This window comes from Streptomyces cinnamoneus (genome assembly GCF_002939475.1).
Lineage (GTDB): Bacteria > Actinomycetota > Actinomycetes > Streptomycetales > Streptomycetaceae > Streptomyces > Streptomyces cinnamoneus_A.
In genome coordinates, this window is sequence record NZ_PKFQ01000001.1 from 3,299,233 (window position 1) to 3,321,866 (window position 22,634).

Annotated in this window: 15 protein-coding genes; 7 read left to right on the forward strand and 8 right to left on the reverse strand. The window is 72.3% G+C overall.

The features are described from left to right. Positions 1 to 337: 337 nt before the first annotated feature. Complete coding sequence (locus tag CYQ11_RS14260; protein ID WP_240003488.1) at positions 338 to 2,080, forward strand: sigma-70 family RNA polymerase sigma factor; 1,743 nt, start codon at positions 338 to 340, stop codon at positions 2,078 to 2,080. A 151-nt stretch (positions 2,081 to 2,231) separates the two neighbouring features. Here the strand turns inward: CYQ11_RS14260 and CYQ11_RS14265 are convergent, their stop codons facing one another. Then, positions 2,232 to 4,403, reverse strand: coding sequence for an asparagine synthase-related protein (locus CYQ11_RS14265; protein WP_099200266.1), 2,172 nt, complete (start codon positions 4,401 to 4,403; stop codon positions 2,232 to 2,234). Between the two features lie 666 nt (positions 4,404 to 5,069). Here CYQ11_RS14265 and CYQ11_RS14270 point away from each other — a divergent pair. Then, positions 5,070 to 6,590, forward strand: coding sequence for an NsdA family TPR-like regulatory protein (locus CYQ11_RS14270; RefSeq protein ID WP_099200172.1), 1,521 nt, complete (start codon positions 5,070 to 5,072; stop codon positions 6,588 to 6,590). Between the two features lie 198 nt (positions 6,591 to 6,788). Further along, a complete protein-coding gene (gene lhgO / locus CYQ11_RS14275; protein ID WP_398780043.1) occupies positions 6,789 to 8,021 on the forward strand; it encodes an L-2-hydroxyglutarate dehydrogenase in 1,233 nt (410 codons plus the stop codon). Between the two features lie 125 nt (positions 8,022 to 8,146). Here the strand turns inward: lhgO and CYQ11_RS14280 are convergent, their stop codons facing one another. After that, on the reverse strand, positions 8,147 to 9,079 hold the full coding sequence (locus CYQ11_RS14280) for a glycoside hydrolase family 16 protein (protein ID WP_099200170.1): 933 nt from the start codon (positions 9,077 to 9,079) through the stop codon (positions 8,147 to 8,149). Between the two features lie 270 nt (positions 9,080 to 9,349). Between CYQ11_RS14280 and trmB the strand changes: the two genes are divergently transcribed. The 4 genes from trmB (at position 9,350) to CYQ11_RS14300 (ending at position 15,214) form a co-directional block, all read left to right on the forward strand. After that, positions 9,350 to 10,153, forward strand: a complete 804-nt coding sequence (gene trmB / locus CYQ11_RS14285) for a tRNA (guanosine(46)-N7)-methyltransferase TrmB (RefSeq protein ID WP_099200169.1) — start codon at positions 9,350 to 9,352, stop codon at positions 10,151 to 10,153. An 89-nt stretch (positions 10,154 to 10,242) separates the two neighbouring features. Continuing rightward, entirely contained in the window at positions 10,243 to 11,619 is a 1,377-nt protein-coding gene (locus CYQ11_RS14290; RefSeq protein ID WP_099200167.1) for a PrsW family intramembrane metalloprotease, read from the forward strand. Between the two features lie 88 nt (positions 11,620 to 11,707). After that, on the forward strand, positions 11,708 to 14,848 hold the full coding sequence (locus CYQ11_RS14295) for a DEAD/DEAH box helicase (RefSeq protein WP_099200165.1): 3,141 nt from the start codon (positions 11,708 to 11,710) through the stop codon (positions 14,846 to 14,848). A gap of 63 nt (positions 14,849 to 14,911) precedes the next feature. Continuing rightward, on the forward strand, positions 14,912 to 15,214 hold the full coding sequence (locus CYQ11_RS14300; RefSeq protein ID WP_099200163.1) for a hypothetical protein: 303 nt from the start codon (positions 14,912 to 14,914) through the stop codon (positions 15,212 to 15,214). A 48-nt stretch (positions 15,215 to 15,262) separates the two neighbouring features. Here the strand turns inward: CYQ11_RS14300 and CYQ11_RS14305 are convergent, their stop codons facing one another. The 6 genes from CYQ11_RS14305 to CYQ11_RS14330 all read right to left on the reverse strand — a co-directional run bounded on the left by CYQ11_RS14305 (position 15,263) and on the right by CYQ11_RS14330 (position 22,498). Next, positions 15,263 to 16,207 carry an aldo/keto reductase gene (locus CYQ11_RS14305; protein ID WP_099200161.1) on the reverse strand — a complete coding sequence of 315 codons (945 nt, stop codon included), beginning with the start codon at positions 16,205 to 16,207 and terminating at the stop codon, positions 15,263 to 15,265. Between the two features lie 57 nt (positions 16,208 to 16,264). After that, the gene (locus CYQ11_RS14310; RefSeq protein WP_240003471.1) at positions 16,265 to 17,740 is read right to left on the reverse strand and encodes an MFS transporter; all 1,476 of its coding nucleotides are present in this window, start codon (positions 17,738 to 17,740) and stop codon (positions 16,265 to 16,267) included. A gap of 87 nt (positions 17,741 to 17,827) precedes the next feature. After that, positions 17,828 to 19,054 carry a peptidoglycan DD-metalloendopeptidase family protein gene (locus CYQ11_RS14315; RefSeq protein WP_099200157.1) on the reverse strand — a complete coding sequence of 409 codons (1,227 nt, stop codon included), beginning with the start codon at positions 19,052 to 19,054 and terminating at the stop codon, positions 17,828 to 17,830. Between the two features lie 492 nt (positions 19,055 to 19,546). Beyond that, a complete protein-coding gene (locus CYQ11_RS14320; RefSeq protein ID WP_099200155.1) occupies positions 19,547 to 21,127 on the reverse strand; it encodes a DEAD/DEAH box helicase in 1,581 nt (526 codons plus the stop codon). A gap of 101 nt (positions 21,128 to 21,228) precedes the next feature. Then, a complete protein-coding gene (locus CYQ11_RS14325) occupies positions 21,229 to 21,432 on the reverse strand; it encodes a cold-shock protein (RefSeq protein ID WP_099200154.1) in 204 nt (67 codons plus the stop codon). A gap of 229 nt (positions 21,433 to 21,661) precedes the next feature. Next, entirely contained in the window at positions 21,662 to 22,498 is an 837-nt protein-coding gene (locus CYQ11_RS14330; RefSeq protein ID WP_181143659.1) for a DUF6227 family protein, read from the reverse strand. Positions 22,499 to 22,634: the final 136 nt, after the last annotated feature.

The window sequence follows — 22,634 nt, forward strand, 5'->3', positions numbered from 1 at the left end:
AGCGACGGGCGGTGCCGGTACTCCCATCGGGGCTGGGTCTCCTCGCGGGACTGGCCCTCATACCGGGGTCGGCACTCAAGCCGGGGCGAGCGCGTCGGCCTGTGCTGGTGCTCAGGCCGCGGCTGGTGCTCACGGCCCGGTCCCTGCTCATGGCGAGGGCCCTGCTCACCCCGGGGGCCCTGCTCACCCCGGGGGCCGGGTTTCGTCCGATCTTTCGCCTCTCTCCGCGTTCTTCTCTCCGGCCGGGTCCTGTACGGACAACGGCGCGCCGGCCGATGACGCAGCCGTGCACGACGATGGGGACGGGACGCCCTCCGACCTCGAGCTGGTCACGCGGATGCGTGGTGGTGCCGACGACGACGCGTACGAGGAGCTGTACCGGCGGCATGCCGGGGCGGTTCGCCGGTATGCCCGTAGCTGCTGCCGTGACGACCACACCGCCGAGGACCTGACCAACGAGGTCTTCGCAGCCACGCTCCAGGCGATCCGCGCCGGTGCGGGGCCGGATTCGGCGGTGCGCGCCTATCTGCTGACGACGGTGCGGCGCGTGGCGGCGGCGTGGGGAAGGACGGCCAAGCGGGAGCAATTGGTCGACGACTTCGCGGTGTTCGCCACCTCGGCGGCGTCCTCGTCCGCCACGGCCGAGGACGACACGCTCGATCCGGGTGCCGACGTCCGGGCCATGCAGGAGGCCGAGCAGTCGCTGGCCGTGCAGGCCTTCCGGAGCCTGCCGGAGCGCTGGCAGACGGTGCTGTGGCACACGACCGTGGAGGAGGAGTCACCGAGCGAGGTCGCGCCGCTGCTGGGCCTGAGTCCCAACGCGACGGCGGTCCTGGCACACCGGGCGCGGGAGGGGCTGAAGCAGGCCTACCTCCAGGCGCACGTCAGCACGTCGCTGACGTCGGGCGGGGAGTGCGCGCAGTATGCCGACCGACTGGGCGCGTATGCGCGGGGCCGGCTGCGCACCCGGGCCGAGCGGGGGATGCGCAAGCACCTGGAAGGCTGCGCCCGGTGCCGTGGGGCCGCGCTCGAAGTGGCCGACGTCAACGAGCGGTTGCGTGCGCTGCTGCCGACGGCGGTCATCGGCTGGTTCGCCGCCGGGTGGTCGGTCAAGGCCGCCGCGGGGTGGGCGGCGGGGGCCGGTGCGGCCGCGGGCGCGGCGTCGGCCGGTGCGGGTACGGGACCGGCCTCCGGTGGAGCGGGGGCACCGGGTCCCGGCGCGCTGGGCGGCCACGGGCTGGGCGTGGCCGCGAAGGCGGGGCTGGCGGCGGGGGTGGTGGCCGCGACGGGCGCGGTCCTCGCGTACGCCCTCGCGGGCGGCTCCCCCGCTCCTGACCGGCCCCGGGCCGAGCCCAGGGAAGCGGCCCCGGCCGTCCCGGCGCCGGTGCCGACGGCGCCACGGAGCCTGACCGCTTCGTCAGCTGCGGTGTCGCCGCCCGCCCGCGCGGCGCACCCGGTCGTTCCCCGCCCGTCGGCCTCCCCCACGCCGAGCAGGACACCGGCGAAGGCGGTGGCCCTCCCGGCGCCGGCACCGGCGTCGCCCCGGCCGTCCGTGACGACGCCTGCCCGTAAACCCCCCGCCTCCCACAAGCCCGAGCCGAAGGCGAAGCCGAAGCCCAACCCCCCGCCCGCCCCGTCAGCGCCCTCGGTCGGCTACCGGCTCAACGAGCTGGACTACGGCCTGACCGGCGGCGGCACGGAACCAGAGGTCAGGCTCGGCGGGAGCAGCTGGCTGTGGCAGCGGTACGGACTGCGGGTCGGGGGCAGGGCCTACGGTCACGGAGCCAGCGTTCACGCGTCGTCCTCGGTGACGATCGACCTGAACCGTTCCTGCACGGCGTACGACGCGCTGGCCGGTGTGGACGACATGACCGAGGGCGTGGGAGCGGTCACCTTCTCCGTCTACGCCGACGGTGAGCGCCTGTGGACCTCTCCCCTGGTCCATGGTGGCCGGGCGCCGGTCGCGGTGCACGTGCCGCTGGCGGGCCGCAGGACGCTGCGCCTGGTGGTGGAGCCGCGCGGGCCGCTGGACCGTGGCGCGCTGGCGGACTGGGCGCTGGCCCGCATCGCTTGCCGCTAGGCCGTGTCCGCGCAGCAGCGCCGTGCGCGCGTAGGGCGTGGCCCGGGGCCTCCGGTGCTGGGGGCATCTCCCAGCGGTAGCCGGGTCCCGGGCCGGGCGGGGCTTCGCGGGCACGGTCTAGCCGCCACCGGTGGTCTCCGGCGGCCGGCTCTCAGGGTTCGACCTGGGCCGTTCCGAAGGGCACGCCCTGGGCGCGCGGGGGGATCACCCCGCCTGCCGCCGCGCGTTGCCGTGGCGCCGCCGACCCGGTCCAGCAGGTGCCGCGGCGGGCGAGGAGGCGACGCAGCCAGACCTCCACGGCGACGAGTTCGGCGAGGCCGTCGAGCGGCAGCGCCGCGCCTTCGGCGGCGGCGCACAGGGCGCCCCGCACCACGTGGGCCTCGATCAGTCCCGCGTCGGCGAGCAGCGGCGCGGTGAAGAGTTCCAGCAGGTTGCCCAGCGATGCCGCGAGGCCCGTCCGCATGGCGGCCGCGTGCGAGGCGTGGGACGTCGCGCCCCAGCCGGGCGGGAGTTCGCGGATGCCCGCACCGGCCAGGACGGCGCGGAGGACCGAGGCGCGCGCCCCCGGTTGGACCCGGAGCGCCTCGGGAAGTGCCCGGCAGGCGCGGACGACCTGGTTGTCGAGAAAGGGGGCGTGGAGCCGCTGTCCGCGGACTTCGGCGGCCTGCTCGAAGACCCGGTGGTCCGCCGCGTGCCGGCCGAGCGCGGCAGCGGCGCGTCGCTCCCCCGGGCGTTGCAGGGGGCCGGCGGGTGGCCGCACCGCCGCCCCGTGCAGGCGAACCGATACTTCAGCGAGTGCCTCTCCCGTGAGCCAGCGTGCCGCGGGGCCGGGCCGGCACCAGGTCAGTGCCGCCAGCGAGGCGTCGACGGCGCCTGCGGCTCCCGTCGTGCCCGGCCCGCCGTTCTCGCCGGCCCCGGCTCGCAGGAGCGCGTCCGCCGCCGCCTCGATTCCCTCGCGGTAGGTCGTACGGGCCAGGCGCCGGGCCGCGCGGTAGACCGTGAACGGCACGAACAGGGAGTGCGCCGAGGGCCCGTCGGCGCGGGCGAGGGCCGAGACGGGCCGCAGCAGGTGCCGTCGCCGGCGGTCCATCAGCAGGTCGGTGAGCCGGGCGGGGTGGGCGTCCAGGACCTGCCGGGCGCCGTGCCCGACGAAGTGGTCGGCGCTGCCGGCGGCCAGCCGGTGCCGGTGCCGGGCGGCGTCGACGAGGGCGGGGCAGGGCTCGTCGGTCAGCGGCCCGTCGGCGAGGCCGGCGTAGGGGAGGGCCTCCGTGCCGGCGGCGACGATGACGTGGCGCAGGCGGGGGCCGGCGGCGAGGGCGCGGGCCCGTTCGAGTTCGGCCTCGCGGGCGCGGCCGCCGCCGGTGGCGAGGTCGTTGAAGGTGACGGCCTGGAGCCGCTCCCCCGCTGCGGTGCCCAGTCCGTGGGGCGTGCCGGGCATGCCGGGGAGGCCGGCGGCGAGCAGGGCGAGGGTGCCGGAGGCGCTGCCGCCGGAGAGGTCGGCGCCGATGCCGGGGGCGGGGGCGCCCCGGGCGGCGCGCCGCTGCGCGGGGCCCATGCCGGGTACGGGGCCGGGGTCGCGGGCCTCGGGGGTGCCGGCGCCGTAGTCGGGCGCGTGGCGGGGGGCGGCGAGGCGGGTGCGTACGGACTCCACGAGGGCGTTCCGCACGCCGTCCATGGCCTGGGCGGCGTCGCGCTGGGGGGCGGCGACGGCGAGGGAGGTCGTGGGTTCGTAGCCGGTGATGTCCCGTGCCCCGTCGCGCAGGATCAGGGCGTGGCCGGGCGGGACGCGTCGTACGCCGGTGTAGGGGGTGCTGTCGCCGAGGGCCTCGGGCGCGTCGGGGCAGGCGAGGAGCGCGGCGAGGTGGCCGACGTCGAGCTGGGCCTCGACGAGGTCGGCCAGCGGCAGTGCCGCGGTGGCGTAGGCGGTGCCGCCGGACCAGGCGGTGTGGAAGACGGGCCGGGCGCCGGCGAGGTCGCCGAGGACGGTCAGGCGACGCCCGACCTGGGCGACGGCGGTGTAGCTGCCGGGCCATGCGGACAGGTGCCGCAGGGCGCCGCCACGCGCTGCGACGAGGCCGGCGCGGAGGGCGTCGTCGCTGGCGCCGCAGCGGCCGAACACGGCGAGGCGGGTGGTGGGATCGGTCTGGATCACGCGTACTTCGTCGGGGCGCCAGTCACCTACGGCCCACAGGGGTGCGGGGGCGCCCCACAGGAGTTGGGCGCCGACCGGTTGGACGTTCGCGTCGTCGGGTCCTTCGGGGTCCGGGAGCCCGCCGGGCCCGGATCCAGCGGAGGTGCGGCTCCACCCCACCAACCAGCGCATCGCCGCCTCCACAGGCTGTGGACAACCAACAGGTAGCAGTCATCATGCACAGCGAGCGAATGGTTTCGACATCCGACAGGCAACACATTGGTTGCTTCTGTCGCGCCAACTCACCGCAGTTGCCAATGAAGTGTCGTTTCGTCACCGACGATCCGACGACGATACCGCCCGCCGTCGACCACCGTCACGCACTGCTCCACGCTCGCCCCGCACGCGCCCCACGCTTGCCCAACAACGTGTCCTCGGCCATGCCCTACGGCCGGATCCGGCCAAAATGCGGGCGTCCGCTTACGGGGGAGGAGAGAGGATTGAGCCGGACGCGTCCACCAACAGGTTCGCAGTCCGGGAGGCGTGCGCCGCCTCCCGGACCGTTCCGCCACCCGCGGGGAATGAGGCGGCGGCTTCCCCCAGCCCACTGGATCCAGTACAGCGGGCCAACCCACGCTCCTCCATGGAACCGCCACCGCCGTTGGCGCGGACAGAGCGCACGGCGGGCGCACGGCCACACACAACCGGAGCACGTGCCCCTCGATGCACGCACATACGGGCCAGAATCTCGCCATCCGGGACATCACCTCTTAACGGTCGGGATGCGGCGAACTACGCTGGGTTTACGAATGCCCCGTGCCTATGCCGAGGCGGGCGTCGTGTTGCCGAGGGGTGCGCATGTCCAGGGAGCCACGCGGACCGAACGAGAAGCTGGGCACCGTCCTCGCCCTCGCAGGGATCAGCAACGCCGGTCTCGCGCGCAGGGTCAACGACCTCGGTGCGCAGCGCGGATTGACACTTCGTTATGACAAGACGTCCGTCGCCAGGTGGGTGTCCAAGGGGATGGTGCCGCAGGGCGCGGCCCCGCACCTGATCGCGGCGGCGATAGCGGCGAAGCTCGGCCGCCCGGTGCCGCTGCACGAGATCGGGCTCGCCGACGCGGACCCCGCGCCGGAGGTCGGGCTCGCCTTCCCGCGCGATGTCGGCCAGGCGGTGCGGTCCGCGACGGAGCTCTACCGGCTGGATCTCGCCGGTCGGCGCGGCGGTGGGGGCATCTGGCAGAGTCTGGCCGGTTCCTTCTCCGTCAGCGCGTATTCGACCCCGGCCTCGCGCTGGCTGATAACGCCCGCCGACAGCTCGGTGGCCCGCGAGCCGCACCAGGTGGCCCGGGAAGCGGTGGCGCCCGGAACGGGCGGCCCGGCCGAGCCGGCGACCGCGACGTCCGCCGCGCCCGGCGCCGACGGGACGCCGGGCGCCCCGGGTCAGGACGGCGGTTTACCCCAGCGAGTGGGCCACAGCGACGTCACGAAGCTGCGGGAGGCGGCCGACGACGCGCGGCGGTGGGACTCCAAGTACGGGGGCGGCGACTGGCGTTCGTCGATGGTGCCGGAGTGCCTGCGGGTCGACGCGGCACCGCTGCTGCTCGCCTCGTACAGCGACGAGGTGGGACGTGCGCTGTTCGGCGCGACGGCCGAGCTGACCCGGCTGGCCGGCTGGATGGCCTTCGACACCGGCCAGCAGGAGGCGGCCCAGCGCTACTACATCCAGGCGCTGCGGCTGGCCCGCGCGGCGGCGGACGTACCGCTGGGCGGCTACGTCCTCGCGTCCATGAGCCTCCAGGCGACCTACCGCGGCTACGCGGACGAGGGCGTGGACCTCGCGCAGGCGGCCCTGGAGCGCAACCGCGGCCTGGCGACCGCCCGCACGATGAGCTTCTTCCGGCTGGTCGAGGCGCGGGCCCAGGCCAAGGCGGGCGACGCACCGGCCTGCGGGACCGCGCTCAAGGCCGCCGAGGGCTGGCTGGAGCGGGCCCGTCCGGGCGACGCGGATCCCTCCTGGCTGGACTTCTACACCCATGAGCGGTTCGCCGCCGACGCCGCCGAGTGCTACCGCGACCTGCGGATGCCACGGCAGGTACAGCGCTTCACGGAGCAGGCGCTGGCGCGGCCGACGGAGGAGTTCGTACGCTCCCACGGCCTGCGGCTGGTGGTCTCCGCGGTGGCGGAGCTGGAGTCGGGCAACCTCGACGCGGCGTGCGCGGCGGGCGCGCGGGCGGTGGAGGTCGCGGGACGGATCTCGTCGGCCCGTACGACCGAGTACGTACGCGATCTGCTGCACCGGCTGGAACCGTACGGCAACGAGCCCCGGGTGGTGGAGCTGCGCGAGCGGGCTAGGCCGCTGCTGGTGGCGCCGGCTTGAGCGGGGCGGGGTAGGGGCGAGGACGATGCGGGTCCGGGCGCGGGTCCCCGCACGCCCCGCGTCGCCCCGCTCGCCCGCCGCGCGTCACCCCACCCGCCCGTCCGGCGCCGGCTCCCCACGTCACCGCTGTGCGACAAAGGCGCACGTGGAAGCCCATGTGGCGCCCCATTGTCAGTGGCACCCGCCATGATTGGTCCTGTGGGTGGTGAGGCGCTGAAATCGTGGGGCTACGACTGCGACGTGCTGATCGTCGGGGGCGGAATCGTCGGCCTGTCGACGGCGTACGCCCTCACGCGCGCCGCTCCCCGCACGCGCGTCGTGGTGCTGGAGAAGGAGAGCGGCCCGGCGCGCCATCAGACCGGGCGGAACAGCGGCGTCATCCACAGCGGCGTCTACTACCGCCCGGGGTCGTACAAGGCGCGGTTCGCGGTGCAGGGCGCGGCCGAGATGGTCGCCTTCTGCGCCGAGCAGGAGCTGCCGCACGCGGTGACCGGCAAGCTGGTCGTCGCCACGGAACGCTCCGAGCTGCCGAGGCTGCACGCCCTGGTCCAGCGCGGCCGGGCCAACGGCATCCCGGTGCGGGAGCTGGGCCCCGCGCAGATCGCGGAGTACGAGCCGCGGGTGCGCGGCCTGGGCGCCGTCCACGTCGGGACGACGGGCGTGTGCGACTTCGGGGCGGTCGCGCGCCGTCTGGCGGAGCTGGCGGAGGACGCCGGGGCCTCGGTGCGGTACGGGGCGGAGGTGCGGACCATCGGGCGGCGCGGGTCCGTCGTCGCGGTGCGCACGGCCGACGGCGAGGTGTTGCGCGCCCGGGCGCTGGTCAACTGCGCCGGTCTGCACAGCGACCGGGTGGCACGGCTGGCGGGTGACGACCCCGGCATGCGGATCGTCCCGTTCCGGGGGGAGTACTTCGAGCTGGCCGCCGACCGTGCGGATCTGGTGCGGGGCCTGGTCTATCCCGTGCCCGACCCGGCGTTCCCCTTTCTGGGCGTCCACCTCACCCGGGGCGTCGACGGCAGCGTGCACCTGGGGCCGAACGCGGTGCCGGCGCTGGCGCGCGAGGGCTACGGCTGGGGGGCCGTGCGGCCGGGCGAGCTGGCGGGGACGGTGGCGTATCCGGGGGCGTGGCGGATAGCCCGGAGGCACTGGCGGTACGGCGCGGGGGAGATACGGCGGTCCCTCTCCAAGCCGGCCTTCACACGGGCGGTGCGGCGGCTGTTGCCCGAGGTGCGGCCGGAGGACCTGATACCGGCGGCGTCCGGAGTGCGGGCGCAGGCGGTGCTGCGGGACGGGACGCTGGTGGACGACTTCCTGTTCGCCGAGTCGCCGGGCATGGTGCACGTGCTGAACGCGCCCTCGCCGGCCGCGACGGCGTCGCTGCCGATCGGGCGCGAGGTGGCGAGGAGAGTGCTGGCGGGGCTGGGCGGATGAGTCCGCCGGGGGCGTAGGCGGGTTCGCGTGGGGGTGCGTACGGGGGGTGCGTAGGCGGACGTGCCTGGGTTCGGGAGACCGGGCGGGGGGTGTTCCGGTCGGGCTGGATCTGCCGTCGGTGTCCGTCAGGCGGGTGCGTACACCCGCACGTAGTCGACCACCATGCGGGCCGGGAAGGGTGTCTTCCGGTCAGGCGGGCCCGGCCAGTCGCCGCCCACGGCCAGGTTGAGCAGGAGATAGTGCGGGTGGTCGAAGACCCACTTCTGCCCGCGCCGCAGCCGGCCGGAGCGGGCGACGCCGTAGGGCTTGTCGTCGAGGTACCAGACGATCCTGTCGGGCATCCAGTCGACGCGGTAGGTGTGGAAGCCGTCGGCGAGGCTCCTGCCGTGGGCCAGAGCCGTGTGCTTCTCGATGCCCTGTTTGACGTAGCCGGGACCGTGGACGCTGCCGTGCACCGTACCGGGCTGTCTGCCGACGACCTCCATGACGTCGATCTCACCGTTGCCGGGCCACCTGACCTTGTCGGAGTTGGCCCCGAGCATCCAGAACGCCGGCCACAGCCCCTGGCCGCGGGGAACCCTGATGCGCGCTTCGAAACGGCCGTAGGCCCGGGCGTACCTCCCCTTGGTGGTCATCCGCCCGGACGTGATGTTGCAGGGACCCACGCTGCACACCATGCCGCGCAGCCGCTCACGGCGGGCGGTGAGCACGAGATCTCCACGGCCGTCCAGGGAGGCGTTGCCGGGGCGGTCCGTGTAGTACTGCCACTCGTGGTTGCCCCACTGGGGCTCGCCGCCGCGGTCGAACACCCATGTACGGCGGTCCGGGCGGCTGTGGGCGGCCCCCTGGAACTCGTCCGACCAGACCAGCCGCCAGCCGTTGCGGGCACCCCGGGCCGGCTCCGCGACCTGGGCGGCTGGCACGACCTCGTCGCTGCCGCCGCGGGCCGGGGAACAACCGCCGGTCAGCGCGGCGCCGACCGCCAAGGCGGTGAGGAGGCGGGCACGGGCACGGGGGCGGTGGCCGGAGCGCAGTCGCCGTCGCATTCGCAGTCGCATGAGGGTGTCCGTCGCGCGGGAGGGGGCGGAGTGGGGCCACGGCGATCGTAGGAGCGCGGGCGGTCGTCACCGGTGCCACCACGCCCGGCAGGCGGACAGCTCACCGGATCGGCGGACAAGAACGATCGACGGACAAGAGTGATCAGCGGAGGAGAGCGGTCAGCCGCCAGGAGCCGGGCCGGGCGGGCCGGCTTCGGAATCAGGCCCCCGCCCACTGAAACGATCTTGCCGCCCACCGTTTCCGCCGAGCGCCCGTAAACTTGAGGAACTGTGCCTGAGAACCACTCCTCCACCGCCCCCGCCACCAGCCCGGTGCCGGCGCCCGCGCGCGCCCGGCGGGAACCGATGTTCCCCGACGGTCCCGCGCCGGACCCGGCGGGCTCGCACCACGAGCGCCGCATCCGCTCGTTCCAGCCGCGCCGCAGCCGGGTCACGCCCGGCCAGGGCGACGCGCTGCGCCGCCTGTGGCCCCAGTGGGGCCTGGACATCGACGGGCTGAGCCGCCTGGACCTGGGCGAGCTGTTCGGGGACCCGGACCTTCCGGTCGTGCTGGAGATCGGCTTCGGCATGGGAGAGGCCACGGCCCAGATGGCCGCCGCCGACCCCGGAACCGGCATCCTCGCCTGTGACGTGCACACCCCCGGCCAGGGCAATCTGCTGGGCCTCGCCGAGCGGAACGGCCTCGCCAACGTCCGGGTGGCGAACGGCGACGCGATCATCCTGCTCCGCGAGATGCTCGCCCCCGACAGCCTCGCCGGCGTCCGCGTCTACTTCCCGGACCCGTGGCCCAAGAAGCGCCACCACAAGCGCCGTCTGATCCAGCCGGAGTTCCTGGCCCTGGCCGCGACCCGACTGGCGCCCGGCGGCCTGCTGCACTGCGCGACCGACTGGGAGCCGTACGCCGAGCAGATGCTGGAGGTGCTCTCGGCCAGCCCGGACTTCGAGAACACCCAGCCCGACGGCGGCTTCGCCCCGCGGCCGGAGTTCCGCCCGCTGACGCGCTTCGAGGGCCAGGGCCTGGACAAGGGCCATGTGGTGCATGACCTGCTGTTCCGCCGCCGGGCGGCGCGGTAGCGGACGCTGGCGGCGCGGCCGGCGGCCCGACCGGCATCCGGGCGGAAAACCGGCCCCGCCCCGCTCCGCCCCTTCGTTAGGGTCGTCGGGTGCATGACTCCCCGCCGCCCTTGCCGCAGCACCAGCCGCCGTCACCGCCGACGGCGTGGCAGCACTACAAGCCACGCCGAGCCCTCTGGGACACCCTCTGGGACAACAAGGCGGTGCGAGCCGGCGGCGTCTTCCTGCTGCTCGCCCTCTGCGGCCTGATCATCCTGGCGCTCGTGCGCGAGCAGACCGGCACCCAGGGCTTCCTCGTGGGCCTGGGCCTCGCCGTGCTGCCCGTGCCGCTGCTCATAGCCGCGTTCCGCTGGATGGACCGGGTCGAGCCGAAGCCCTGGCGGAACCTGATCTTCGCCTTCGCCTGGGGTGCCTGCGCGGCCACGCTCGTGGCCCTGCTGGCCAACGGCTACGCCACGAAGTGGCTGCTGAACACCGTGGACGTGGCCAGGGAGGACGACGCGTCCGCGTGGGGCGCGACGTTCGTGGCACCGGTGGTCGAGGAGAGCGGCAAGGCCGCGGCCGTGCTCCTGCTCTACCTCTTCCGGAGGCGGGACTTCAACGGCATCGTCGACGGTGTCGTGATCGCGGGCATCACGGCGACGGGCTTCGCGTTCACGGAGAACATCCTCTACCTGGGCAACGCCTACGCGTCCGACCAGAGCTTCGGCTACTCGGGCCTGCCCTCGACGACGGCGGCGACGTTCTTCCTTCGCGTCCTGATGTCGCCCTTCGCGCACCCGCTGTTCACGTCGCTGACCGGCCTGGGCTTCGGCATAGCGGCCACGCTGGCGCCCCGCCGCCGGGTTCTGCGCTGCGTCGTCCCCGTGCTCGCGCTCCTGACGGCGATGCTGCTGCACGGCATATGGAACGGCTCGGCGTCGCTGCCCGGTGCCGGCTTCATGGCCGTCTACATCCTCTTCATGGTGCCGGTCTTCGGCGTCCTGACCTGGCTCACCATCTGGTCCCGCCAGAACGAGCTCCGAACGATCCGCAGCCACCTGCCCGCCTACCAGGCCGCCGGCTGGCTCACTCCGCCGGAGCCGTTCGCCCTGTCCTCGATGCGCGCCCGGGGCATCGCCCGGGACGTGGCCCGCCGCAGCGGCGGCTCCGCGTCGGCCCGCACGGTGGCGGAGTACATATCCTTCGCGACGTCCCTGGCCTTCCTGCGCGAGCGCGCCTACCGAGGCGCCCCGGACCCGGACTTCACGGCACGGGAGCAGGAGCTGCTGCACCACCTCTGGCAGCGCAAGGACACCGCGCAACCGGCCCTGGCCCAGGCGATCGCAGCAACCCCCCGCCCCCCGACGCCCCACCCCTTCTACGTACCCCCCACCCACCCCTGGCCCGCCCAACCGTGGCCCACCCAGCCCACGCCCCCGGCACCGGGCCCGGGGTGGCCCCAGACACCGGGACAGCACCGCTGACAGCGAGGAAGGTGCTGCGCGCCTCCGGGGCTGTCACACCCCACTGGTAGAACATCACCATCCGTTGGGGGAGACGAGGGGGCGCACGATGAACCGGCACTTCGCAGACCATGCAACACCCGTACCCGGCCTGTACGAACGGCTGGTCACGTCCCGTCTTGAGGGGCACCTCCAGCAACTGCAGGCCAACGGCTGGAAGGCCATCGACCAGCAGGTCGGTGAGCAGTCAACCCCTCACGTGCTCGCACGCCATATCGCCGAGACGGTCCAGCAGATCCTTGCCGGCTTGCCCCCAGCCGAGCAGGTCACGGCTGCCAACCACATCCTCGAGTCCATGAGCACGCTGGACGGGGCAAAGCAGTGGGTCGACGTGATCGCGGACGGTCCCCGCCATTTGTTGGCCATTGCCGAGCAGGAGGCTCCTGGCGCATACGCCATACGCCCGGCGACGCCGCTCTCCGACACGGCGCTCCTCACCAACTCTCCAGAAGACCCGAATCTCGGATTCGAGCTGCGTGCCGAGCTGGCGACGGCCGACCGTGTCGACCTGCTCTGCGCTTTCGTGAAGTGGCACGGCCTGCGCGTCTTGGAGGAAGCGCTCAAGAGCGCCGCCGCCCGGGGAATGCCCATCCGCGTCATCACGACCACGTACATCGGGGCCACGGAGCGCAAGGCGCTGGACCGGTTGGTCAGGGAGTTCAACGCCGAGGTCAAGGTCAACTACGAGCTGCGCTCCACTCGGCTTCACGCAAAAGCCTGGCTCTTCCGGAGGAACAGCGGCTATGACACCGCTTACGTCGGCAGCTCCAACCTCTCACGGGCGGCGCTCCTAGACGGCCTGGAGTGGAACGTACGGCTGTCTTCCGTAGCCACCCCTGCTGTCCTCAGGAAGTTCGAGGCCACCTTCGACTCCTATTGGAGCGAGCCCGCCTTCGAGACGTACGACCCCGATACGGACGCCGAGAGGTTGGACGCCGCCCTTCAGCAAGCTGGCGGCAAGCAGCGGGCCGACGCCCGGACCATCAGTCTGTCTGGGCTTGAGGTGCGGCCGTACGCCCACCAGAGAGACATGCTCGAGCAGCTTCAGATCGAGCGGGACGTCCACGACCGTCATCGGAACCTCCTTGTCGCAGCGACCGGTACCGGCAAAACAGTGATGGCTGCCCTCGATTACCGGGAGCTCAAGAGGAAGCACCAGGGTCGCGATCTCAAGCTCCTCTTCGTCGCCCACCGCCAGGAAATCCTGAAGCAGTCACTGCGCACCTACCAGGACGTCCTGAACGACGCGAACTTCGGTGAACTGTCCGTTGGGGGCGAAGTCCCCGAGCAGTGGACCCATGTCTTCGCTAGCGTCCAGTCCCTCAACGCCCGGTCACTCGAAGGCCTCGCTCCAGACCACTTCGATGTGATCGTCATCGACGAGTTCCATCACGGCGTTTCCCCCACGTACCGCCGCATCATCGACCACTTCAAGCCGATGGAGCTGCTCGGTCTGACGGCAACCCCGGAACGCATGGACGGTCGCAACGTCCAAGACGAGTTCTTCGACGGTCGCGTCGCAGCTGAGATGCGGCTGTGGGAAGCGCTGGAGAACGACCTGCTCAGCCCCTTCCACTACTTTGGCATTGCCGACAACGTGGATCTGGATGGCCTGACGTGGAAGCGTGGCGCCTATGACACCGGAGAACTAGACAGGCTCTTCACTGGGAACCACGCCCGCGCCCGCCTGGTGGTTAAAGCCATTCAGGACAAAATCGCCGAGCCGAGCTCCATACGCGCCTTGGGGTTCTGTGTCTCTGTAGCCCACGCCCGGTTCATGGCCGAGTTCTTCCAGCAGGCCGGCTTTGACGCCCGGGCACTGGATGGGACCACCCCCGCACCGGAGCGTGCACAGGCACTGGCTGACCTGCGGGACGGCAAGATCCAGGTCCTCTTCTCCGTCGACCTGTTCAATGAAGGGCTGGACATCCCGGACGTGGACACGCTGCTCCTGCTGCGCCCCACCTCCAGCGCCACCGTCTTTCTTCAGCAGCTTGGCCGAGGCTTGCGGCGCACCCCGGACAAGGCCGTGCTGACCGTGCTCGACTTCATCGGGCAGCACCGCAAGGAGTTCCGCTTCGAAGAGCAGTTCCGGGCCCTGACCAATCTCACCCGCAAGCGGTTGCTGGACAGCATCGAGCATGGCTTCCCTCTGCTGCCTTCGGGCTGTCAGATCGTGCTGGACCGGAAGTCTCGGGACCGCATCATCGGCAACATCAAGAGCCAGCTCAGCGTCAACGTCACACAGCTGGCCCGGGAGGTTGCCGCCTATGCCGAACCGAAGCTGGCGGACTATCTGCGGGAAAGCCAGCGCGAGCTCCAGGAGCTCTACCGCTCGAACAACTCCTGGACTCGTTTGCTGCGCAGGGCTGGCCTCCTCCCCGAGACCGGGCCAGAGGGCGAGGAGGCACTGCTCAAGCGGGTGTCCGCCTTCCTGCACGTCGACGATCCGGCACGGGTGGCGGCGTACAGCCGGATGCTGGAAGACGATGCACCAGCGTACGAGGCCCTCGATGAGCCAACACGGGCCTACGCCCGCATGCTGTTCTTCAGCCTGTGGCCCCTCGGAGGCGGTTTTGACTCATACGCCCAGGGCTTCGCGACCTTGGCGGAACAGACCGCGTTCCGCAGCGAGCTGCGGCAGGTGCTCCACTCCAACCTGGAGCGCACCGAGCACCTTCCGGTAGCCCTTGAGGGACGGCACGCCACCCTTCCCCTCGCCGTTCACGCCTCCTACAGCCGAGAGGAGATCCTGCCCGCACTGGGGCAAGCCAGCGTGGGCGGCTTCGTCCCTGGGCACTTCCGCGAAGGGGTGAAGTGGTGTGAGGACGCAAAGATCGACGCGTTGCTGATCACCTTGGAGAAGGACGCAAAGGACTTCTCCCCCGAGACGCGCTACAAGGACTACGCAAAGAGCTCTGAGCTCTTCCACTGGGAGTCCCAGAACCAGACGTCCAGCACCTCGCCCACCGGTGTCCGCTACCAGACGCACCAAGCGAACGGCTCGGCCGTCTTCTTGTTCGTACGCCGGTACAAGAAGAACGACATTGGCGGGGCCCAGCCGTGGATGCTGCTCGGTCCGGCCGAGTACGTCTCCCATGAGGGGAGCAATCCCATGGGCATCACCTGGAAGCTCCAGCACGAGATGCCGGCCGACGTGCAGACGTATTCCGCCGTCGCCGCCGGCTGATCCCAAGCGCCCGCGGCGTAGCGTGGTGCCTTGATCAACGACTCTGACGTGGAGGTTGCGGCAATGACAGGAGTTCCCACGCCCCTCGTGGCCGCCAGCGGGCTCGTCGGCGGTTACGCCGTCGCCCGGTGGACCAGGAAGCGGCCGCTCGGCGGGGTGGCTCTGGCCGCCGCCGGGGCTGTGGCCGCCCGGCAGTGGAGGGACGTGGCCGGGAGCGGGGCGGCCGCCTCGCTCACCGGACTGTACGTCGCCGCGTTCGCCGGGTCGCATCCGCTCGCCAAGAAGATCGGTGCCTGGCCCTCGGTGTTCGCCGTCGCCGGCGGGGTGGCCCTCGCGTCGTGGGCCGTGGAGCGGCGCGTCGCGTGAAGTTACGGGCGTACGGACCCCCGTGTGTCCGTACGCCCGTAACGGCTCTTACGCCGACGCCTGCGTCAGCTTCGCCAGCTCCGTGTCCGTCAGCTCCAGGTCCGCGACCGCGAGGAGCGGGGCGAGCTGGTCGACCGTGCGGGCGCTGGCCAGGGGGGTGGCGACCGTGGGCTGGGCGGCGAGCCAGGCCAGGGCGACCGTGGCGAGCTCGGCGTCGTGGGCCGCGGCCACCTCGTCCAGGGCGGCCAGGACCTTGAGTCCGCGCTCCGTCTCCAGGTACTTCACCGCGCCGCCCGACCGTGCGCTCTCCACGGTCGTGCCCGGGCGGTACTTGCCGGTCAGAAAGCCCGACGCCAGGGCGAAGTAGGGGACGGCGGCCAGGCCGTGCTCGGCGGAGACGTCCGCCAGCTCGCCCTCGTAGGTGTCGCGGGAGACCAGGTTGTAGTGGGGCTGAACGGCCACGTAGCGGGCGAGGCCGGCGCGGGAGGAGAAGTCCAGCGACTCCCTCAGGCGGTCCGCCGTGATGTTGGAGGCGGCGATCTCGCGGACCTTGCCCTCCTTCACCAGGGCGTCCAGCGTGGAGATGATGTCCTCCACCGGCACGGACGTGTCGTCGACGTGCGTGTAGTAAAGGTCGATGTAGTCCGTGCGCAGACGGCGCAGGGAGGCCTCGACGTCCTTCTTGATGGTGTCCGGTGCCAGGCCGTGGTGCTCCGGGAAGCCGTTGCCCACCTTGGTGGCCACGACGATGTCGGCGCGGTTGCCGCGGGCCGCCAGCCAGTCGCCGATGATGGTCTCGGACTCGCCGCCCTCGTTGCCGGGCACCCAGGCGGAGTACACGTCGGCCGTGTCGATGAAGTTGCCGCCCGCCTCGGCGTAGGCGTCGAGCACGGCGAACGACTGCTTCTCGTCGGCCGTCCAGCCGAAGACGTTGCCGCCGAGCGCCAGCGGATGGACGGTGAGCGTGCCGATCTTACGGTGATTGTCAGCCATGCAGTACGCCAACACACGTACCCTGCTTGCTATTCCGGGCGCCGCGGACCGCTGTGGCTATTCAGCCGGCGCCGGGGCCGGCAGGGGGTCTGCCGACGTCACCGACAACGGCGCGGCGATGTCCTCCAGGGAGCGGCCCTCCGCCCGTACGGCCAGGAAGGCCGCGATCACGCCGCCCCCGCACATCAGGCCCGCGCCGATGCTGAAGGCCAGCACGGTGTCGCCGACGACTCCGCTCTGGGTGAGCGAGGCGAAGAGCAGGGGGCCGCTGATGCCGCCCACCGCCGTGCCCACCGCGTAGAAGAAGGCGATGGCCATGGCCCGGGTCTCCATCGGGAAGATCTCGGAGACGGTGAGGTAGGCGCTGCTCGCGCCCGCGGAGGCGAAGAAGAGCACGACCGCCCAGCAGGCCGTCAGCGTCACGGCGTTCAGCCTGCCGTCGCCGAAGAGCCAGGCGGTGCCGAAGAGGAGCACTCCGGCCAGCAGGTACGTCGACGAGATCATGATGCGCCGGCCGACGGTGTCGAAGAGCTTCCCCAGGAAGAGCGGCCCGAGGAAGTTGCCCACCGCTATCACCGCGAAGAAGTAGCCGGTGCGGGAGGTGGAGACCCCGAAGAAACGGGTGAGGATCGCGCCGAAGCCGAAGGTGATCGCGTTGTAGAGGAAGGCCTGGCCGATGAAGAGGGCGAGCCCCAGCACCGCCCGGCGCCGGTAGTCGGAGAAGACCGTGCGCGCGATGTCGCGGAAGCCGAAGCTCTCGCGCTGCCGGATGACGAGCCGGCCCTTGGCGGGCGGCAGCGGGGCGCCCTTCTCCAGCGTCACGCGCTCCTCGATCAGCGTGACGAGCTCTTCGGCCTCCTCCTCACGGCCGTGGATGAACAGCCATCGTGGGCTTTCGGGCACATGTCTGCGGACGAGCAGGATCACCAGACCCAGCACGACGCCGAGCGCGAAGGTCAGGCGCCAGCCGACGTGCTTCGCGAAGATGCTCGTATCGAGCATGAGTATCGACAGCAGCGAACCCGCGATGGCTCCGAGCCAGAAGCTGCCGTTGATGATCAGGTCGACGCGGCCGCGGTAGACGGCGGGGATCAGCTCGTCGATAGCCGAGTTGATGGCCGCGTACTCCCCGCCGATGCCGAATCCCGTCAGGAAGCGGAAGGCGAAGAACCACCAGGAGGAGTACGAGAGCGCGGTCAGCGCCGTCGCGGTCAGATAGACCGCGAGCGTCACCATGAACAGCCTCTTGCGGCCGAAGAGGTCGGTCAGCCTGCCGAAGAAGAGGGCGCCGGAACAGGCGCCCGCCACATAGAGGGCCGCCGCCAGGCCCGTCACTCCGCCGGACGAGATCGACAGGCCGCTGCCCTGCTCGGACAGGCGACCCGCGATGTTGCCGACGACCGTGACCTCCAGGCCGTCCAGTACCCACACCGTGCCGAGGCCGATCACCACGGTCCAATGCCACCGGGACCAGGGGAGCCGGTCCAGGCGGGCGGGAACGGACGTAGTGATCGTCCTCGCGGTCGTCGTCACATCACCTGATTTCCCGATCGAACGCAGAACATTCACGTGAATCGGGACAAAAGCCCAACGCGGCGACATTGTCGCCCGACTGCCTCGCTACGGTTGCAGGCCGCGGCCCCGCAGCCACGACAGCGGGTCGACCGGCGCCCCGCCGCCCGGCCTGACCTCCAGGTGCAGGTGGGGGCCGGTGACGTTGCCGGTCGCCCCGACCCGGCCGATGACGGTGCCGGGGGCGACCTTGCCGGAGGTGACGACCATCGACGACAGGTGGCAGTACCAGAGCTGCGTCCCGTCATCGAGCGTCAGGACGATCCGGTAGCCGTAGGCCCCCGCCCAGCCCGCCTGGGTGACCGTGCCGCCGCCGACCGCCTTGACCGGGGTGCCGGTCGGGGCGGCGAAGTCCTCCCCCGTGTGGTTCGCCGACCACATGTTCCCCGCCTGCCCGAAGCCGGCGGTCAGGGTGTACGAGCCCACGGGGAGGGTGTACGCACCCAAGGCGCCCCGCGGGGCGGTGCGACCGGACGCCGGGGCGGCCTGGCGCTTCCCGGGCGCCGCGTGCCCCGCCGCGTGCCCCGCCGTCTGCGCACCTCCGCCGCCGACGGGTGCCTGGGCCTCTTCTTTCTCCACCCGCGCGGCCGCCGCCTCGGCTTCCGCTTCCGCCTCCGCCCGCTCCGCTTCGAACGCCTCGACGCGCTCCGCGGCCGCCTTCCGGTGCGTCTCGGCCGCCGCGTGCGCCTCCTTGTCCAGGGCCGCCTCCTCGGCGGCCGCCTGCTGCCGTTCGGCCTGCTGGAGGATGCGGGCGCGCAGGACCTCGCCGGCGTCCGCCGCGTCACGGGTGGCGGCCACCGTGACACCGGCCTCCCCGGCCCCGGAGTCCTCCCGCGCGCCGGAACGATCGTGGGAACCGCCGGCGCCACCGGAACCACGAGCGTCGCGGAAACCGTCCGAAGCACCGGATTCACCGGTCCCGGAAGCCGCCTCCGAACCGGCCCCGGAAGCCGAATCCCGTTCTTCGCCGCCACCTATCAGCGCGCCGACGCCCGGAATTCCCTGGACCAGGTCCGGCACGGATATCGGCGCCGCCGGACGGTCCTGGGCGCTCGCCATTCCGCCCGCGCCGACCGCCGCGATCACCCCGACGCCGAGCACCGCGCTGCCGCGCGCGACCGTGCCGCCGCGCTGCTTCACGACGCGGTGTCTGCCGCGGCCGGAGGGGGCGGCGGTCTCCTCGGCGGGGTTCCACTCGGCCGAGGGATCGTACGGGTCGTAGGGGTCGTGCGGTTCGTACGAACTACCGTCGAAGCCTGAGCCGTTGGACGCCACGGGGGCGCACTCCTTTCCTACCCACTCGCCTACCGGGTCGAGCGTGGGAGCCGCTCCCAGGCCGTTCGGGCTCTGGGGGGAGTGCGGAGCAGGAAGGTCTCCTACGGGCCGGCGTGCGGTCCGACCCACCCCGGTGTGATGGCCCCCCCGGTTCCGCCCACGGGATTCGGCGAAGGCGCACGGCGCCGCCTCTTGCGGCGGTGACAACAACCGCGCTGCGTTATCGAACGTTAATAGACGAGGCTGCTGCTTTCCAAGCCGAAAGCGCGAATCCGTACGGTTCTTGAGGAGAGTTCACGCGATGCCGGACTTGATCACTTGTCAGTTGTCCGTCAGCGTCACTCGCCCGTTGATCGTCAATCTTTATTCGCGTGAATACGGACGGTGCGGGTGATGACCCCGCCGCACCACCCGCCACGGGCGTGGGGAAATGACGAGCGCCCGCCCACCGGCTGTCGGTCAGCCGGTGGACGGGCGCTCGGGTTCATTCGGTCAGCCCGCCGTGGGGCGGGGGTTGCGGCCGCCGCCGTTGCCGGCGGTCCCGCCGCCCGCACCGCCACCGCTGCCGCCACGGCGGCGCGGGCGGCCGGAGCCGCCGGGACGCGCCCGGCCGGCCTGCCGCTGCGGCTGGCGCCGCGACGAGGACTGCGCCTGCGGCGCACGCTTCTGCGGCTGCGGCTGCTGCGGCGGGGCGATCACCACCGGCACCCCGCTGGGCTCCCGCGCGCCCGTGATCCGCACGAGCTCCGCGTCCTCGGGGTTCACCCGGACGGCGTTCGGCGTGATCTGCGCCGTCGCCATCATCCGGCTCATCTCGCGCCGCTGCTCCGGCAGCACGAGCGTGACCACCGTTCCCGACTCGCCGGCGCGGGCCGTGCGGCCGCCGCGGTGGAGGTAGTCCTTGTGGTCGACCGGGGGGTCGATGTTGACGACGAGGTCCAGGCCGTCGATGTGGATGCCGCGCGCCGCGACGTTGGTGGCGATCAGCGCCGTGACCTGCTCGGTCCGGAACTGCTCCAGCACGCGGTTGCGCTGCGGCTGGCTCTTGCCGCCGTGCAGCGCCGCGGCCCGGACGCCCTGCGACAGCAGCCGCTTGACCAGGCGGTCCGCACCGCGCTTGGTGTCCACGAACATGATCACGCGGCCTTCGCGCGCCGCGATCCGCGTGACGGCCGCCTTCTTCACGGTGTCGTCCGCGAGGTGCAGCAGGTGGTGCTCCATCGTGACCACCGCGCCCGCCGACGGGTCGACGGAGTGCGTCACCGGGTCGGTGAGGAAGCGCCGCACGAGCCGGTCGACGTTGCGGTCGAGGGTCGCGGAGAACAGCATCCGCTGACCGTCCGGCCGCACCTGGTCGAGCAGCCGGGTGACCTGCGGCAGGAAGCCCATGTCGGCCATCTGGTCGGCCTCGTCGAGCACCGTGATCGCCACGTCGTCGAGCCGGCAGTCACCGCGCTGGATGAGGTCCGCGAGCCGTCCCGGCGTCGCGACGAGCACCTCGGCGCCGCGCGCGAGGGTCTGCGCCTGGCGGCCGATGGACATGCCGCCGACGACCGTGACCGTCCGCAGGTTGACCGCGGTGGCGTACGGGCTGAGGGAGTCGGTGACCTGCTGGGCCAGCTCGCGCGTGGGGACGAGGACGAGCGCCAGCGGCCGTCCCGCCTCGGCGCGCCGCCCCGCCGTGCGGGCGAGGAGCGCGAGGCCGAAGGCGAGGGTCTTGCCGGAGCCCGTGCGGCCGCGGCCGAGGACGTCACGGCCGGCCAGCGAGTTGGGCAGGGTCGCCGCCTGGATCGGGAAGGGCTCGGTGACGCCCTCCCGCGTCAGCGTGGAGAGGAGGGCGGCGGGCATGTCCAGCGCGGCGAAGGACTCGACGGCCGGCAGCGCGGGCGTCGTGGCGACCGGAGTCTCGAACTCGCCGCCCTGCTGGGGGGCGGAGCGGCGCGAGGGCGCCTCGGAGCGGCCCCCGGCACGGCCCGAGGGGCGGTTCGCGGAGCGGGAGCGGCCGGAGCGGCCCGGACGATCAGGGCGATCGGGGCGCTCGGAGTGACCGGGGCGTGCGGCAGAGCGAGTCATGCGGGGACCTTCCCTGGATGGGGTGCCTAGCCCCCTGGTGGACGAGCGTGACAATGGGGCCCGCACCCAGTGGTGCGGGCCCCATCGAAAGCGTCGGTTCGTCAGATGGTGACGATGTTCTCCGCCTGCAGGCCCTTCTGGCCCTGCGTGACGTCGAAGGAAACCTTCTGGCCCTCGAACAGCTCACGGAAGCCGTTGGAGGTGATGTTCGAGTAGTGGGCGAAGACGTCGGGGCCGCCGCCGTCCTGCTCGATGAAGCCGAAGCCCTTTTCCGAGTTGAACCACTTCACGGTGCCAGTCGCCATGTCGTCTCCTTAATGAATGGCGTGGGCCCACAGAACGCCAGACGGAACAGACCGGCGAAAACAAAAATGCGCCATCGGCTACATAACCGAGGCGCACACGAGTTCATGGGTACCACAACTGCAACTCGAACAATCGTAGCACACGAAAGGCGGCGGCCCCAACGAGTCCCCTCGCACCCCGCCTCCCCCGCCCCTCTCCCCCGGCCCCGCCGGCTCCTGGACCCCGGCCCTATAACTCCACGCCCTGGGCCCGCGCGTGGCGGTCCGCGGCCACCTCGGCCTCCGCCTCGTCGAGGTAGACCTCGCAGACGAGCCGCCCGTCGGCCGTCATGTTGTGCTCCAGCTCCCACAGGCTGACCTCGCCACCGCCCTCCAGCAGGAACGCGTGCTCGTAGAAGCGGCACCAGGTGGCGTCCCGGCCCGCGCCCCGGCGCCTCGGCTTGGTGATCAGCGCGATGTGGTGGCCGAGCGCCCCCTGGAGCAGCTCGCGCACCACCTCGCCGGGCCCGTCGGCGTTCTCCGCGCGGCGCAGCAGGCGGCGGGCGTGGTCGGGCGACGCCTCGGACACGTACTCCCGGCGGGGCCGCGTCGGACCCATCGCGAGCAGCAGCTCCTCCGCGAGCCAGGCCGGCAGCTCCTCGGCCTCGCTGCCCGGCCCGATGCCCCCGCCGCCGATCCGGTCGTGGACCCGGCGCTCGGCGGCGTCGAGGGGGTCCTCATGGGTGTACAGCTCGTAGAGGAAGCGCTCCTGCGGCCCGGTGTCGTGCTCGAGCTCGTACAGCAGCAGGCTGCTGCCGTCGGCGAGCAGGAAGATGTGCCGGTAGGTGTTGCAGCGCAGGGGCCGCCGGTCGTCGTTGCGCTGGCGGTACGAGCGGAGTTCGGTCTGGTGCATCAGCGCCGTGCGCAGCCGGTCCAGCACGGGCTCGCCGACCTCGAACCCGTTCTGGGCCCGTTTCAGCAGCTCCTCCACCTGCTCCGCGGGGGACAGCTCGCGGCCGTCGGGGCCGTCCGGCTCGCCGCAGCCCCTGCTCTCGCCCTCGCCCCCGCCCGCTCGCGTCTTCGCCATGCCAGTCGACCTCCCGGCCTCGTCACGCCCGACACCCACCCCGCGCACTTACCGTAGCGGCGCGAACACGCGGCAGGGGCGGGGTTTTCACCAACTGGCACAGGGGCGAGGGCACCCGACGGACCCGCCCGCACCC